Genomic DNA, 15277 nt, shown 5'->3' with positions numbered 1-15277 from the left:
ATTATATGTCAGACGATAAAAAGGTCATTTTCTCAATGCAAAAATTGAGTAAAACCTATCAAGGAGCCGATAAACCAGTACTTAAGAATATTTATTTGAGTTTCTTTTACGGAGCTAAAATCGGTATTTTAGGACTTAATGGTTCAGGTAAATCTTCTTTGTTGAAAATTATAGCAGGAATCGATAAAAATTATCAAGGAGATGTGGTTTTTCAGCCAGGATACAAAGTAGGTTACTTAGAGCAAGAACCAATTTTGGACGAATCGAAAACCGTAATCGAAATTGTTCGCGAAGGTGCTGCTGAAACTATGGCCGTTTTAGATGAATACAACCAAATAAATGATTTATTTGGTTTGGAAGAAAACTATTCAGATCCAGATAAAATGGACAAGTTAATGGATCGTCAAGCGGCATTGCAGGATAAAATCGATGCTTTAGGTGCTTGGGAAATCGATACCAAATTAGAAATCGCAATGGATGCTTTACGTACTCCAGATGGTGATACACCAATCAAAAACCTTTCGGGTGGAGAGCGTCGTCGTGTAGCTTTGTGTCGTTTGTTATTGCAACAACCAGACGTATTGCTTTTGGATGAGCCTACCAACCACTTGGATGCCGAGTCGGTGCTTTGGTTAGAGCAACACTTAGCGCAATATGCAGGAACTGTAATTGCTGTAACGCACGACCGTTACTTTTTGGATAACGTTGCAGGTTGGATTTTAGAGTTGGATAGAGGAGAAGGTATTCCTTGGAAAGGAAATTATTCTTCTTGGTTAGACCAAAAATCAAAACGTTTAGAGCAAGAAGAAAAAGTAGCTTCAAAACGTAGAAAAACATTGGAGCGCGAGTTAGACTGGGTTCGTCAAGGTGCAAAAGGTCGTCAAACCAAACAAAAAGCGCGTTTGCAGAACTATGATAAATTGTTGAATGAAGACCAAAAACAACTGGATGAAAAATTAGAGATTTACATTCCAAATGGTCCTCGTTTAGGAACTAATGTTATCGAAGCCAAAAATGTTGCCAAAGCTTTTGGAGACAAATTACTATATGACAACTTAAACTTCACTTTACCACAAGCGGGAATCGTTGGAATTATCGGACCAAATGGTGCTGGTAAATCGACTATTTTCAAAATGATTATGGGTGAACAAGCTACAGATAGCGGAGAATTTTCAGTTGGTGAAACTGTAAAAATCGCTTATGTAGATCAGTCGCATTCTAATATTGATCCAAATAAATCAATCTGGGAAAACTTCGCCGATGGTCAGGAATTGATTATGATGGGCGGAAAACAAGTGAATTCAAGAGCTTATTTGTCACGTTTCAACTTCGGTGGAGGTGAACAAAACAAGAAAGTTTCAATGTTGTCTGGTGGAGAGCGTAACCGTTTGCACTTGGCGATGACTTTGAAAGAAGAAGGAAACGTATTGTTACTGGATGAGCCTACGAACGACTTGGACGTAAATACGCTTCGTGCCTTAGAAGAAGGTTTGGAAAATTTTGCAGGTTGTGCTGTGGTAATTTCGCACGACAGATGGTTCTTAGACAGAATTTGTACGCACATTCTAGCTTTCGAAGGGGATTCAGAAGTATATTTCTTCGAAGGAAGTTTCACTGAATACGAAGAAAATAAAAAGAAACGTTTAGGCGGTGATCTAACTCCAAAACGTTTGAAATACAGAAAACTAATTAGATAATAATATATTTCTAATATAAAACATAAGCCTCAAATTCAGCTGAATTTGAGGCTTATGTTTTATTGTGTTTTACAAATTTATTGCTCACAAGTTCAGGTTTAAAATCCTTAAATTTATTATAGTACTTTAAGAAAAGTATTTTGCTCAATTAAAAATTTAGGGTATTAGGAATGCTATAATGTGCTATTTTTATGGGGGTTGAAGTCACTTCTTCAAAGGCTATAGCTCCTAAATAAGCATTTGTTAATTCAAAACTATTTACCTGCCAATTTTTATGGTTTTTTATCATAGTGGTGTTGATGGTATGGGGACCTTCTACACAGGGAATATTTTTAAAATCATCGTCAATTCCTTTTCCTAAGGCTTTTACAAAAGCTTCTTTTCTTGTCCAATACGTGTAAAAAGTTTTCTTTTGGTTTAAGGAACTTTCAATGTTAAAAATTTCATGGTCATGAAATATATTAGGAAAAAGACAAGAGAAATTAAAATCATCGGCCATAAATTCTATATCAATTCCAATTGGTTTTTTTGAAATGGCAAAAGCAGCAAAATTATGAGCGTGAGAAAGGTTAAAATGAATTTCGGGGTGAGATGCCAAAAAAGGTTTTTTGGTGATGGTATAATCAAAAGAAATTGATTTAGCTGCCAATTTGGTATAAGCAGCTAAAAGCATTTTCATTAACGCTCTATAAATAATAAACTGATTTTGGTCTGTTTCGTCATGAAAGGAATTTGCCTTATTTTGTTCATTCGAATTAAGCATTTGATACAGTTCGTTTTTTAATTCTAAAAAATCAGGCAAATGCACACTATAAATCGTGATGTCATTCTGCTGTAACTCAAAGTCCATTTCAAAGTTTAATGGCTTATTTTTTACATCGCTAAAAGAAACAAAAAGATTAGGCGCTTGCATGTTTTTCATCTAAAATGTTTTGTAATAACCTTGCTAATTTGATATCATTTGGTGGAGAAACAATATCTAAATGTTTACCAGTAATGTCATGAATGGTAACACCATCTTGCGCTGCTTTTTTCCACCCCAAATAAATAGGGTCTTTTTTGTAATCATCATCATCTTTTGATCGAAATAAATCGACTTTAAATTTTTGAGGTTTTAGCTGATAACGGTCTACTATTTTATTAACCATACTATTGGCTTCGGTAAATTGTTCTAGAGCTAAGGCTTCTTGCTCGGTTATTTTGTCTCCTAATCCTAATTTTGTTTTTAATACATAATCTTTTTTTCCATTAAATCGTTTTTTAAATCCTTTCAAGCTTGAAAACATTTCTATTAAATAATCAAACCTTCGATGGGTTATATCCAAATATCGGATTGCTTTTTTTTGTTTGAGGGTACTGTAATAATAAGAGGAATCTATGCAAGAGTCTAATAATGCAGTTAAGCTAACTTCTTTACCTTGTTGTTTTAATTGGCGAGTCATTTCAAAAGCGACCACGCCACCAAAAGAAAAACCAGCAATTGCATAAGGGCCAGAGGGATTCACCTTTGTGATAGCGTCAATATAATGAGCTGCCATTTCTTCAATGGATTCATACCATTCGTTAAAACCATTTGATTTTATTCCCTGAATACCATATATAGGTTGGTCTTCATCAAACTTATTAGCCAAACTCACAAAATTCATTACATTTAAACCCGCTCCATGAATAATAAAAAGAGGTGTTTTATGCCCAGAAGTTTTTAAGGGCACCAAACAATCCGAATACGAATCGTCGTCAGTTTTGATAAATTTTGCGAATTTTTCTACTGTAGAATATTTGAATAAAGAAGATAAAGGAATACGTTTGCCTGTAATTTTTTCAATTTCGGTCATGATTTTCAATGCTTTGAGTGAGTGACCTCCCATTTCAAAGAAATTTCCAAAAATATCAATGTTTTTTATATTCAAACTTTCTTCCCAAATGCCAGCTACTAACTCTTCGTCTTTGGTGCGAGGGGCAACGTATTCGGTTTTATTTGTTATTTCTGATTTGTAGTCGAATAGCGATTTTCTGTCTATTTTGTCATTCAGGGTTTTAGGCATTTTGTCTAAAATGTGAAAAACATGCGGAATCATGAACTGCGGTAATTTGGCAGCCAATTCATCTCGCCAAGCCCGAATATGGTTGGCATCTTCGACTAATGATCCTTCATTGGCTACAACAAAGGCAACAAGAATATCATCTTTTGCTAGTACTACAGCCGATTTTACATTTTCAATAGCCATTAATGTATTTTCAATTTCTCCAATTTCAATTCGGTGCCCCCTAACTTTTACTTGGTGATCTTTTCGCCCTACACAAGCCACTTCGTTGGTAGGCAACAATTTTCCCATATCACCCGAAAGATACATGATAGCATCTTTGTCATTTGAAAATTTATTTGGTACGTATTTGGCTTCCGTAAGATCGGGTCTTCCTAAATACCCTTTTCCAACACCATCACCGGCAATGGCAATTTCACCCACTTCATTTTCGGGTAAAAGATTTCCGTTTTCATCTAGAATATAATATTGCATATTGGCAATAGGTGGGCCAACTGTAATTAGAGTTTCTTCTGTTTTAATGTGTTTGAATGAAGAAAAAATGGTCACTTCGGTAGGACCGTATAAATTCCAAAGTTCATTGCTTCTGTAAATTAATTCTTTAGCTAATTTACTAGGTAAAGGTTCACCGCAGCACAATAATTTTAAAGGTAATTTTTCTGTCCATCCCGTGTCCATTAACATTTGGTATGTAGTTGGAGTACCTACAATAAGTGAAATTCGTTCTTTTTCGAGCACCTCATTTAAAAAGCGTCCATCACTTGCAATTTCATGATTTGGAATTACTAAAACACCTCCTTTAAATAAAGGGAAAAACAATTCAAAACTTGCAATATCAAACGAAATGGTAGAAATGAAAGGCACTCTGTCTTTTTCATTTATACCAGGTGTTATAGCCATGTGAGACAGTAAATTAACCAAATTTTTATTGGAAATTTTAGCTCCTTTTGGCCTTCCTGTCGAACCCGAGGTATACAATAAATAGATTACGTTTTCGGGATCTACATAGGTTTTTAATTTAGTAGAAGGATATTGATCTAAAGCATCGAAAACATCTTCAAACAAAAGCGTATTGGCACATTTAGGAAGTGATGATGAAATAGTTTTACTAGTAATTAAAAATTTTGCCTGAGCATCTTCGAGCATAAATTCAACCCGCTGGCTTGGATATTCATGATCGAGTGGGAGATAAGCTGCTCCACATTGAATTACTGCCATAATTGCATACACCAATTCAGGATTTCTAGGAGAAGAAACCGCAATATAATCGCCTGGTTTTACACCTTGTGCTTCGAGATAATGGGCAAATTGGTTTACTTTTTTATGTAATTCTCGATAGGATATTTTTTCAGATTTATATTCGATAGCAATATTATCGGGTGTTAGTTCTGCTTGTTCACTAAGCAAGGCGGACAATGAAACATTTGGATAAGAAGTTTTAGTATTATTTAATTGCTCATATTGCGCTAAATAATTTTTTTCTGAATCTAATAAATTATTTAACGGTATATCTGAATCCACCACTATTTGAGACATAATATTTTTAAATTCGTCCATCATATTTATGATTGTATTTGGTTTGAATAAGCTGGTGTTATAATACCATTCAAAAACAGCATTGTTGTTTCGTTTGCAAATGGTAAGCTGAATTTCAAACGGACTAAAATCTCTTGGATTGGTTTTTAGTTCATGTGATAATCCATCAAAAGTTATTTTGCTATTACTGTCTTGGTTTATATCAATAGTCATCGCAACAGGAATTAACGGAATTCGAGAGGGATCTCTGGGGATTTCTAAATTTTTTAGAATTTGACCAAAACTGATTAAGCGGTTTTCGTAATCTTTTTGAATTTCGGAATTTCTTTGTTTTAAATGATTTGCAAAAGTAGAACTCATATCAATTTTGCTGCGTAATGGAAGTAAGTTTACACAATCGCCTACTAAATTGGGCATATTTAAATAACGGTTTCCAGACGTAGCAAGCCCTACAACCAAATCCTTTTGACTGGTAATTTTACTTAAAAAGATTTCATAAGTAACCAATAAAGTCGTAGTTAAACTGCAACCCGCAGATTTGCCCATTTTTTTTAATTGGGTCATGAGGTCATAATCTAAACTAAAATCCAATCGTTTACTAGTATAAGTTCGGAAAGCTGGTCGCGGAAAATCAAGAGGTAATTCAAGCGTTGGAACTGATTCTTTATAAATATTTGTCCAATATTTTTCAGTAGTTTTAAATTCTGCACTATCAGAAAAGCTGTTGATTTTTTCTGCATATTCGCTAAATCCTTTAGGCGATTCTAAATGGATTTCATTATGCTGTACATAATTAGAATACAATAAACTCAGTTCTTCCAAAATTAAATCGATACTTAATCCGTCGGTGATGATATGATGAAATGTTAGGGTTACCAAATGTTCAAAATCATCTATTTTTATAATTTGTACTTTAAATAATGGACCATTTACTAAGTCGAATAATTCATTTACCTCTGTTTTAACTATTGTATTAATTTCATTTTTTAAGTTACCCGTTTGATCTGTGAGATCATGAAAAATAATTTTTATGTCAATGTCATTATAAACACACATAAAATGCCCATCGGGACTAAAAGTAGCTCGTAAACTTTCATGACGCAATATTAAAGATTGTAGTGCTTTTTCATATTCTTCTTGAATAAAATTTCCTGTAAATTTTAAAGAAACGGATAAATTATAGGATTTATTGGCTTCAGAGCCTCCTATGATACAATCAGACCAAATTTCTTGTTGTGAAGATGTTGTGTTTATAACTCGTTCAATTTCAGGAGAAAATGGATTAAATTGGGCTTTGGATTCGGTTAGTTTTTTTGTAATGTTTTCCATTTTTGTTCAATTTTGGATGATTGTATTTTAAGAATTAACCTTTTATGATTAATTGTTTTTCTTATAATGATTTAATAACGATATAGTTTCCTTGGCGGTTGGGGTCGGCAATGAACCAGGCTGGATTTCCATTTTTGTCACGACCTAGCCGACTTCCATTTACTGGTGGCTGATTGGCCATAATGATGTATTTTTTTTTGCTGGTTGTTGCCGCTGTAGCATGCCCGTTTTGGTTAAAAAGAAACAATGGTTGTTGTATTTTATGAAAGCCATTTGTCCCGTTCGTTTTGTGTTGAGTGCCATTTTTTAATTCAATTGTATCAAAATGATTCGCTTTAATTTTATTTAAAGAATCCTGCTGTTTTTTTGCCCCAATTTTTTTATGATATAAATGCTCTATTTTCTGATTTAAAATTTGAATTTGGATCGCAAGTTCTTCTAAATTCAATTGAATATTTTCGATTGTTTTAAGCGTTTTTCGATTTAAATTTTCGTTATAAAAATTACTGTTTCCGTTTATAACAATAGTTTCACCTTTCAGTAAGGGGAGGAATAATTCGGTTATTTGATGACACAAATTTGTTTTTAATTCAATTAACTTCTTTTGCTTAATTTCAAATTCAATCGGTTTATTTTTAAGAAAATCAATCAAATTTTCATGTGTTATTTTTACCCTCTTTAGTTTTTCGGTAGCGGTAGGTATGTACATTACAGAAGCAATTGATTTAGGTTTTGGTTTAATAGCAATTGATTGGGTAGAATAGCCATTTAGTGATGCTAAAATGTCTTCGATAAATAAAATTTTTGAAGATTTATTTTTAATATTTTGTCCTGTTTTTGAAGTAATTAAAAACCTAAAATCGGATTCAGCTGTATTGTCTTCAATATTTTGGAATAACGATTCCGAATCCTTTTTTACATAAACTGCACCACATTCAAAAATTGCTAAAATTAGCGCAATTATTTCCGGACTATCTTCAAGATTAATTGTTACTAAATCGCCTTTAGATAAACCCTCAGCTAAAAAATAATGGCTCATTTGATGACTTTTTGCAACTAATTGTTCCAAGCTTAATTTTTGATCTTCGCATACAATCGCTACAGTATTAGCAGTAGTTTTAGCTTGATGCACAAATAGTTCATATAGTGATGTGCATTGCTTATTTAATTCAGTCCAATGCATTTTAGGATTTAAACTATTGTGGTTTGTTTTTTTCATTTTAGCAGTTTAATATTTTCAAACAAAATCGATTTGATATAATAAGATTGACTGTGTGCTTCTGGTAAAGGTTTGATTTTGGTTTTATGATTGATTCAAAATAAAATAAGATTTTTAATGTTAAATAAAATATTCTTGAACAATACTTTCATTGATAATTCCTTATTTAAAATCGGATTATCAATTTTGTTAAAAACTATACGCTGTGTGTAGGAGTTTTGAAGCTTTAATTATAGTATAAAATTAAGATTTTAGTGTTTTTTGGTTTCCAAATTTAGTTGTTTTTTATCCGTGATTAGGAAAGTAAGTAACTCATCATGAGCTTTTTTGAAATGGTTTTAAAGCCCTTTAAGAAGTTTTTTTTAAAAGTTTTTGCAAGTTTTGAGAATTTTAAAAAGATTTGACCCTAATTAAATTTTGCATCAAAGTTTAAGATTATTTTTTTAACCTATTTTCTCTTATTTTATTTTATAAATTTTTACTAAAACAGTAGGTTAAGTTATGTTAAAATATTGGTTTTATGTAGTTTATCGATTAAATTGTTAATTTTATCGATTGTTTTATTGAAATAAATATTTTTGCGAAACCCAAATCTAATACATATAAAACAGTGAAAAAACTAAATCTCCGATTTTACAACCTACTCATACTCTTAATTATACTGCTTCCTTTTAAAGGACATTTTCAAACTGCTTCTACTAATTCGGATCAAATGGAAACGATAATTTCATCTGGTAGTAATGCGTCTGGTAGCACAGGCTCTATTGCGTATTCTATTGGACAAGTTTTTTATACGTATATAGGAGAAGATTCTAATTACAATGTCGCACAGGGTATTCAGCATGAAATATCTGCATTATTGAATACTAAACCGGAAATAGATAAAGTAGTTACCCAAATGTTTGTTTTTCCAAATCCAACAACGGACTATGTGACTTTGAAAATGGATGGATATGAATTGGATGCTAACAATCAATTTTACCAAGTTTTTGATTTGCAAGGAAAGCTCCTGCAGCAAAAAAATATAGCCGAAGGAGAAACCCAAATTCATTTAGATCATTTGAGTCCTTCTGTCTATATTCTTGTGGTTAACAGAGATAATAAAGTAGTAGAAACATTTAAAATAATTAAAAAATAAAAATATACAATGAAAAAAGCATTTGCCCTTTTAATTTTACTTTTCGCATTAGCACCTAAGTTAGTAGCTCAATCTCCCGAAAAAATGAGTTATCAAGCTATTGTACGTGCTCAAGATAATAGCTTAGTTGTCAGCTCAAAAATTGGTATGAAAATAAGTGTACTGCAAGGTAGTACTTCGGGTATTATTGTATACCAAGAAACGCATTTTAAAACGACCAATAGTAACGGATTGGTTTCTCTTGAAATTGGTACGGGATCCGTAATTACAGGCGATTTTAGTAAAATAGCTTGGGAAAAAGGACCTTATTTTATCGAAACACAAGTAGATGTAAAGGGGGGAAGCAGTTATAATATCATTGGTTCTACACAACTTTTAAGTGTGCCCTATGCGCTGCATGCTAAAACAGCAGAAAGATTAATAGGCGGATCAACAGGAGGAACAAGCAGAGCAGCTATTATTTCGGTAAAAGCGTCTAGAAATATGGCAAGTACCGATATAAATAATACTATCGAATGTACTACATCTTCTACTTTAACCTTAACTCCCGATTTTGGAAGCATGTTAGTGGGTGATACAATAAATCTCGAAGCACATAACGGTGCTATTTTAACTATAAAAGCCTCATCTGGAGTTAATTTGAATTATAATTTAAATGGAAGTGCTATCTTTACTAGTGAAACAGGAAATGTAAGATTTGGAATGTTACGCAAAACCGGAACTAACTCTTATATCATATCAGGACAATAATGAAAAAATTGCTTTTTTTAATGCTTTTTTCTGCTATAGGTTTTTCTCAAAATTATCAATATGCAGTTAATCAAGCTCCAAAACCAACCGAAGCCCAAAAGGGTGTTGATAATCAACAAGAAGAAATTGACTATTTTAATGCGTATTTGTTGCCTATAACCAAAAAGGCTACTCTTCAACAAGCATTAGATACCTATGGTTCTGTACGCCTAGAAAAAGGGGATTATTCGGGAGTAGATATTGTAATGAAAAGCAACCAAAAGCTATATGGACATCCTTCACTTACGAAAGTTTCCAATATCACCATTGCTGCTGGAAGTCAAAATGTACATTTAGAAGATTTGTTGCCACAAAGTAAAATTATAAAGTTTGAATCAGGAAATGTCATTTCAAATTGCACTTTTAAAACTATAAAATGGGCGATTTTACAAGGAACTAATTTTATGTTAGAAAACTCAACTATAGTAAATTTTATGGGGAGAATAAATTTTGATTGCAGTCAATCAGGATTTTTCAGAAATAATAAAATTATAAGGCACCAAATTCAAGCTCACTCAAATCAACTTATAATGAAAGGTAATTCAGTAACTCCAAGTTATGGAAATGTTCATTTGCAAACAAATTTTTTACAACCACATGGGGATGCAACGGAACTGGATAATTTAAAATCAGTCAATTTTGTAGGTATAGATGCTGAAGCATGGAATTTAGAAGGGGAAGGAACAAAATCTATGTTTTTTGCTAGAAATATGGGAAGCATAAAAATATCAGATTTTGGAGGAGGAAACAGTTATTCAGCTGTTAGAACTCCATCTTTTGATATTGAAACTGATGAAATGTATTTTGTTAATAAATTTTTGAGTTTTCCTACCGATGTTTTTTCTTCTAAAACAAATGTTCTTATGATTAATGGTAATGGAAGTTATATTCGAAAAGAAGGAAATGTTTTAGGATATGATTTTTTGGCTAACATTGATAAAGATCATGAAATTCAGTATAAATTTAATGGTAAAAATGATATACTTAATAATAACGCAAAAAATATAATTTCAAAAAAAATAGTTGGAACACAATACAATCCTTGGTCAAGACCAAATTGGGAATTAATACCAGATCCTTTAGGTTTAAATTGGAGAACCGATAGTAAAGATAAACCAGATAGCACTGCTTATATACAAAACCTTATAGATAAAAAAGGTATTGCAGAATTACCTGAAGGAGTTTTTTACATTAAGTCTACTCTAAATTTAACAGTTGATGGAACAAAAGGGATCATAGGAAAAGGAACAGGTAAGACAGTTATCGTTGGTATTGATGATACTTTTCCTTTAATTACATTAGTGGATTCAGATAATGGGAGTCACGATTTTTTACTGTCTCATATAACTCTTCAAGGAGGAAGTATAGGAGTTTATTCACCTGATGAAATTAAGCTAATAGCCTTTACGAATTTAAAATACGTTTCTTTTAGAGATCAAAAATATGGGATACACTTGTATAGAAACACCGGATTTGATAATTGTTTTTTTGATCATTTAAGTTTTATAAATTGTAAAATAGGTTTTTTTCAAGATCCTAATCCCAATATGGCAGGAGAAGAATACGGTTATGTAGATAAAACTGTTTTTTATGGTGGGCAATTTATTAATTGTGAAACAGCAGTTTCTATGAGGGCAACAAGAGGAGATTATTTGTGTGCATGGATTAATTGTAAATTTGATGGTAATGATTTAGCTTTTAATACTATAAATCTAGTTACACCAATTATTGCTAATTGCGATTTTACTAATCATAAAGGTCTTAATATTCTTAGTGGGTCGGCTTTATCGTTATACAACTGTAATTTCTATAATAATAAGACAACCGATGCTATTGTTAGTGCACAGGGTAGTTTTTTTGAAGGTTGTAATTTGATGGATGATATTCCTGTTTATTCATCAACAGGACAGCGTAATATGGTTAATAGTATTTTAAATTCAACAGTAAAAGGAAATGTTTTGAGAAATTTTGGTCAAAATCAAAGTATTTTCGTTAATAGTTCTTTGTTAGCCAATCCTTCATTAAGTAAAATGTTAGTAAACGTAAAAGATAATGTGCCTACCGTGCTAATAAATGAATCACCTGCTCCTTATCCGCAATTTTTGGTAACACAATAATTCACTTTTGATGTAGAATTGTAGTTTAAATTTTGTAAAAATAAGTGAAGAGAAGCCTTTTTTTAAAGTAGCTTCTCTTTTTTTTGTCAGAAATTTACCTGCTTTAAATTCCGTTTGAAGCATTCTATCATAATTTCCATTTTACGAAAACGTTGTAATTTTTTTCCGTTTGTATTTTATCGGATTTTACATACACTTGGTCTAATTTATTGAAAATCATTTATTAAATTTGGTACATTCGATTCATAATTAGAAAGATTCTTACATAAATATTGAAAACACTAATAATTTTTCAATGTTTTTAAAGTAAGAATAACAATGATTTAACAATAGAAATAGCAATAATGCATAAATGATTTTTTATGAAGTACCAAGTCTATGAAAACATTCGAAAAATTAGAGAATTAAAAAATCTAACACGAGAATATGTTGCCGCCGAATTGCATATGAGTACCAGCGGTTATGGCAAAATTGAAAGAGGAGATGTGGATTTGACTGTATCGAAGTTAATTGAAATCGCGAAAGTATTACAAGTATCAACCGACTTTATATTCAAATTTAATGTATCCCTTTTTTTTAACGAAAAAGAAAATAATTAAAACGTACAATTATTTGGTTTTAAAAACGTTACAGTAAATAATTGATGTTTAGGTTTTTAAAAGTAAAATTTAATAAAAAGCACTATGGAAAGTTACTATTCAAAAATTAAAGAGTACCGATTATTAAATAATCTGCCATCTGAATATATTGCAATTCAAATGGAAATAAGTGTCAAGAAATACGAAAGTATCGAAAATGGTAAAGTTGATCTCAAAATCTCAAAATTAGATCAATTGGTGAAAATTTTAGGAATTAAAAAAAGTCAAATATTTCAACTTGAAAATTAAAAAGAAACAAAATTGTAAACAATTTTAGTAATAGAAGAAGAAAAAACAAAACTCAAAAACAAATAACCAAAGTAAGAAAGTGGGATTTAAAAATCCCACTTTTTTTATGCTTTATGTTTTACTTTTAAAACATAACCTAAGGTTTCTAAAATTAAAACATAGTGGGTTTTGGTTATATCTTTTACGACAGCATTTTGATGGCAAAACGGTCCTGAATTCAAATGAATTCGATCTCCAATTTGATACTGCATAACCGAAATTTCTGAAGCCGTATCGCTAGTATCCAACCATTCTTTTATGGTTTCAATTTCATGGTCTTTTACAATCGCATGTCGGCCAAGCCAAAACAAATAGCGGACAACTCCAGGTGAATGAAATACTTTGTTTCGGTCTTTTTCTGCCAATTGTACAAAAATGTAATGACTAAACAAAGGAACCTCAACTTTCACTTTCCTATCCGAACGTTGTTGCACTTTTTTAATAACTGGGCAATAACAATTAATATTTATTTTACTTAATTGATCTGCCGCTCTTTTTTCCCATTTAGGTTTGGTGTATACAACATACCATTTCATACTCTTATAATTTAATTGTTTGGTAAAATTTAATTTGATTTTTTCTTACATATTATTATTAACTACTGCATCTTTATAATCATAAATATGCTATAATATTATATAGGTATTTAATCATTCAATTTACTTCAGAAAATGGAGCTGCGTTGTGTGTTTTGTAGCTAAAAGTCCTTAATTAGGTTATTTAGTTACTAAATTGAAGGGTTTGACTTAAAGTATTCTTATAATTTTAACATAAATTAACATAGCAGGATAAGTTCTGTTTTTAAGTGTTCGATTTCAATTTTAAGTAGAATAAAAGGAAATCATCTTAATGAAAAAGAGAAGACCTAAAGTTTAATTTCTTACTTTTTTTATTTCTTTTTTGAGTAGTTAAAATGCAACTATTCACGGGGAACCCCTATCCAAATTGCAAAAAAAGCCCTAAAAATAAGCTTAACAAAGTATCATTTTGATACCATTTACAGATTAGTCAATCTTAAATATTAAATCATTTATTAATTTAAAAAAGTAAACAAATGAGAACTGGAATTACCTTTAGCGCTTTTGATTTGCTACATGCAGGTCACGTAAAAATGTTAGAAGAAGCAAAATTACATTGCGATTATTTAATTGTAGGCTTACAAACTGATCCTACTCTTGATCGTCCAAACAAAAACAAGCCAACCCAAACCGTAGTAGAACGATACATACAGTTAAAGGCTTGTAAGTTTGTTGACGAAATTGTTCCTTATGCTACCGAGCAAGATTTAGAAGATATTTTAAAATCATTTGCCATTGATATTCGCATTGTTGGCGATGAATACAAAGACAGAGATTTTACCGGCAGAAGTTATTGTGAAGAAAAAGGTATCGAACTTTATTTTAATAGTAGAGACCACCGTTTTTCGAGCACTAATTTGCGTCACGAAGTGTACCAAAGAGAACTATTAAAAGTAATTTAAAAATAAAGGTATGGTTACTCATGTAGTTTTAACTGGCGGAATAGGAAGTCGTTTGTGGCCACTTTCCCGAAAAAGAATGCCCAAACAATACATTTCGCTTTTTGAAGGCCAATCGCTTTTTGAGAAAACCGTTGCTCGTAATGAAAATCTTGCCGATAAAATGATTGTGGTTGGAAATATTGAAAATTACAAAATGAGTAATACCATTATGTCAAAATTCGATAGACCATTCACGCATATTGTCGAAGCAGTTCCTCGAAATACGGCAGCTGCAATTGCCTTTGCAGCCTTTGCTTCGGATCCCGATGATATTTTACTCATTACACCATCCGATCATATTATTGAAGGGGACGAATTATACGAAGCAGCTTTAAAAAGAGCCATTGCCTTAGCGCAAGATGATTATTTGGTGACTTTTGGCATCAAACCTACAAAGCCCGAAACAGGTTATGGTTATATAGAATTTGAAGAGGAAAATGTAATTGCTTTTCATGAAAAACCCGATTTTAAAACAGCAAGGGAATATCTTTCATCGGGAAATTATTTTTGGAACAGTGGTTTGTTTTGTTTTAAAGCCAGTAAATTTTTAGCCGAATTGCAAGCACAAGAACCGGTAGTTTATGAAACAGCTAAATTGGCTTGGGAATCAAATAAAAACGGCTTTTTGAATTTTGAACTTTCGCTTTTAATTCCTTCTATAAGTATCGATTATGCTGTGATGGAACGAAGTAAAACGATTAAAGTTGTTCCTACCCGTTTTGAATGGTCCGATTTAGGCTCATTCGAGTCGGTTTATGAATATTTAGTGCAAAAAAACCATCCGGTTGATGCCAACAAAAATATTGTTATCGGAACATCGTTACACACCACTTTTATCGGAGTAAAAAATTGCATTCTGATTTATACAGATGATGCCTTAATGGTTTTACAAAAAGAAAATTCGCAAGAAGTCAAAAACGTTTACCAACAATTAGAGGCAATTGCTTCACCATTACTTTAAT

At 31.8% G+C, this 15277-nt stretch carries 12 protein-coding genes; 8 read left to right on the top strand and 4 right to left on the bottom strand.

The genetic code is table 11. The annotated features are described in order from the left end of the window. The first annotated feature begins 5 nt into the window (after positions 1-5). A complete protein-coding gene (gene ettA / locus I5M07_RS03140; RefSeq protein ID WP_200104733.1) occupies positions 6-1697 on the top strand; it encodes an energy-dependent translational throttle protein EttA in 1692 nt (563 codons plus the stop codon). Positions 1698-1845: 148 nt separating this feature from the next. On the opposite strand, the gene I5M07_RS03135 is transcribed toward ettA, so the two are convergent. From I5M07_RS03135 to I5M07_RS03125, 3 genes are all read right to left on the bottom strand, one after another. Beyond that, positions 1846-2619 (bottom strand): 4'-phosphopantetheinyl transferase family protein, encoded by a 774-nt coding sequence (locus I5M07_RS03135; protein WP_200104732.1) that lies wholly within the window; start codon positions 2617-2619, stop codon positions 1846-1848. Beyond that, a complete protein-coding gene (locus I5M07_RS03130) occupies positions 2597-6607 on the bottom strand; it encodes a non-ribosomal peptide synthetase (RefSeq protein ID WP_200104731.1) in 4011 nt (1336 codons plus the stop codon). The genes I5M07_RS03135 and I5M07_RS03130 overlap by 23 nt, the downstream gene beginning before the upstream one ends. A gap of 61 nt (positions 6608-6668) precedes the next feature. Further along, complete coding sequence (locus I5M07_RS03125) at positions 6669-7826, bottom strand: AMP-binding protein (protein ID WP_200104730.1); 1158 nt, start codon at positions 7824-7826, stop codon at positions 6669-6671. A 712-nt stretch (positions 7827-8538) separates the two neighbouring features. Here I5M07_RS03125 and I5M07_RS03120 point away from each other — a divergent pair. The 5 genes from I5M07_RS03120 to I5M07_RS03100 all read left to right on the top strand — a co-directional run bounded on the left by I5M07_RS03120 (position 8539) and on the right by I5M07_RS03100 (position 12757). Further along, a complete protein-coding gene (locus I5M07_RS03120; protein ID WP_200104729.1) occupies positions 8539-8964 on the top strand; it encodes a T9SS type A sorting domain-containing protein in 426 nt (141 codons plus the stop codon). Between the two features lie 9 nt (positions 8965-8973). Next, positions 8974-9714, top strand: a complete 741-nt coding sequence (locus I5M07_RS03115; protein WP_200104728.1) for a hypothetical protein — start codon at positions 8974-8976, stop codon at positions 9712-9714. Continuing rightward, complete coding sequence (locus tag I5M07_RS03110; protein ID WP_200104727.1) at positions 9714-11870, top strand: hypothetical protein; 2157 nt, start codon at positions 9714-9716, stop codon at positions 11868-11870. Before I5M07_RS03115 ends, I5M07_RS03110 begins: the two co-directional genes overlap by 1 nt. A gap of 362 nt (positions 11871-12232) precedes the next feature. After that, positions 12233-12469: a helix-turn-helix domain-containing protein gene (locus tag I5M07_RS03105; protein WP_200104726.1), complete on the top strand. Its 237-nt coding sequence runs from the start codon at positions 12233-12235 to the stop codon at positions 12467-12469. Between the two features lie 84 nt (positions 12470-12553). Then, positions 12554-12757, top strand: coding sequence for a helix-turn-helix domain-containing protein (locus I5M07_RS03100; protein WP_200104725.1), 204 nt, complete (start codon positions 12554-12556; stop codon positions 12755-12757). Between the two features lie 104 nt (positions 12758-12861). Here I5M07_RS03100 and I5M07_RS03095 read toward each other — a convergent pair whose 3' ends face one another. After that, complete coding sequence (locus I5M07_RS03095; RefSeq protein ID WP_200104724.1) at positions 12862-13332, bottom strand: UpxY family transcription antiterminator; 471 nt, start codon at positions 13330-13332, stop codon at positions 12862-12864. Positions 13333-13850: 518 nt separating this feature from the next. Between I5M07_RS03095 and I5M07_RS03090 the strand changes: the two genes are divergently transcribed. Further along, entirely contained in the window at positions 13851-14276 is a 426-nt protein-coding gene (locus I5M07_RS03090) for an adenylyltransferase/cytidyltransferase family protein (protein WP_200104723.1), read from the top strand. A 10-nt stretch (positions 14277-14286) separates the two neighbouring features. Next, positions 14287-15276, top strand: a complete 990-nt coding sequence (locus I5M07_RS03085) for a mannose-1-phosphate guanylyltransferase (RefSeq protein WP_200104722.1) — start codon at positions 14287-14289, stop codon at positions 15274-15276. Position 15277: the final 1 nt, after the last annotated feature.

Source organism: Flavobacterium agrisoli (assembly GCF_016522065.1).
Classification (GTDB): domain Bacteria; phylum Bacteroidota; class Bacteroidia; order Flavobacteriales; family Flavobacteriaceae; genus Flavobacterium; species Flavobacterium agrisoli.
Note: the sequence above shows the minus strand (reverse complement) of the source record. Positions and strands in the feature narration are given on the sequence as shown.

Excerpts from the sequence above, each read along its gene's own strand:
- ettA (WP_200104733.1), top strand. The coding sequence starts at position 6 with ATGTCAGACGATAAAAAGGTCATTTTCTCAATGCAAAAATTGAGTAAA.
- I5M07_RS03135 (WP_200104732.1), bottom strand. The coding sequence starts at position 2,619 with ATGAAAAACATGCAAGCGCCTAATCTTTTTGTTTCTTTTAGCGATGTA.
- I5M07_RS03130 (WP_200104731.1), bottom strand. The coding sequence starts at position 6,607 with ATGGAAAACATTACAAAAAAACTAACCGAATCCAAAGCCCAATTTAAT.
- I5M07_RS03125 (WP_200104730.1), bottom strand. The coding sequence starts at position 7,826 with ATGAAAAAAACAAACCACAATAGTTTAAATCCTAAAATGCATTGGACT.
- I5M07_RS03120 (WP_200104729.1), top strand. The coding sequence starts at position 8,539 with ATGGAAACGATAATTTCATCTGGTAGTAATGCGTCTGGTAGCACAGGC.
- I5M07_RS03115 (WP_200104728.1), top strand. The coding sequence starts at position 8,974 with ATGAAAAAAGCATTTGCCCTTTTAATTTTACTTTTCGCATTAGCACCT.
- I5M07_RS03110 (WP_200104727.1), top strand. The coding sequence starts at position 9,714 with ATGAAAAAATTGCTTTTTTTAATGCTTTTTTCTGCTATAGGTTTTTCT.
- I5M07_RS03105 (WP_200104726.1), top strand. The coding sequence starts at position 12,233 with ATGAAGTACCAAGTCTATGAAAACATTCGAAAAATTAGAGAATTAAAA.
- I5M07_RS03100 (WP_200104725.1), top strand. The coding sequence starts at position 12,554 with ATGGAAAGTTACTATTCAAAAATTAAAGAGTACCGATTATTAAATAAT.
- I5M07_RS03095 (WP_200104724.1), bottom strand. The coding sequence starts at position 13,332 with ATGAAATGGTATGTTGTATACACCAAACCTAAATGGGAAAAAAGAGCG.
- I5M07_RS03090 (WP_200104723.1), top strand. The coding sequence starts at position 13,851 with ATGAGAACTGGAATTACCTTTAGCGCTTTTGATTTGCTACATGCAGGT.
- I5M07_RS03085 (WP_200104722.1), top strand. The coding sequence starts at position 14,287 with ATGGTTACTCATGTAGTTTTAACTGGCGGAATAGGAAGTCGTTTGTGG.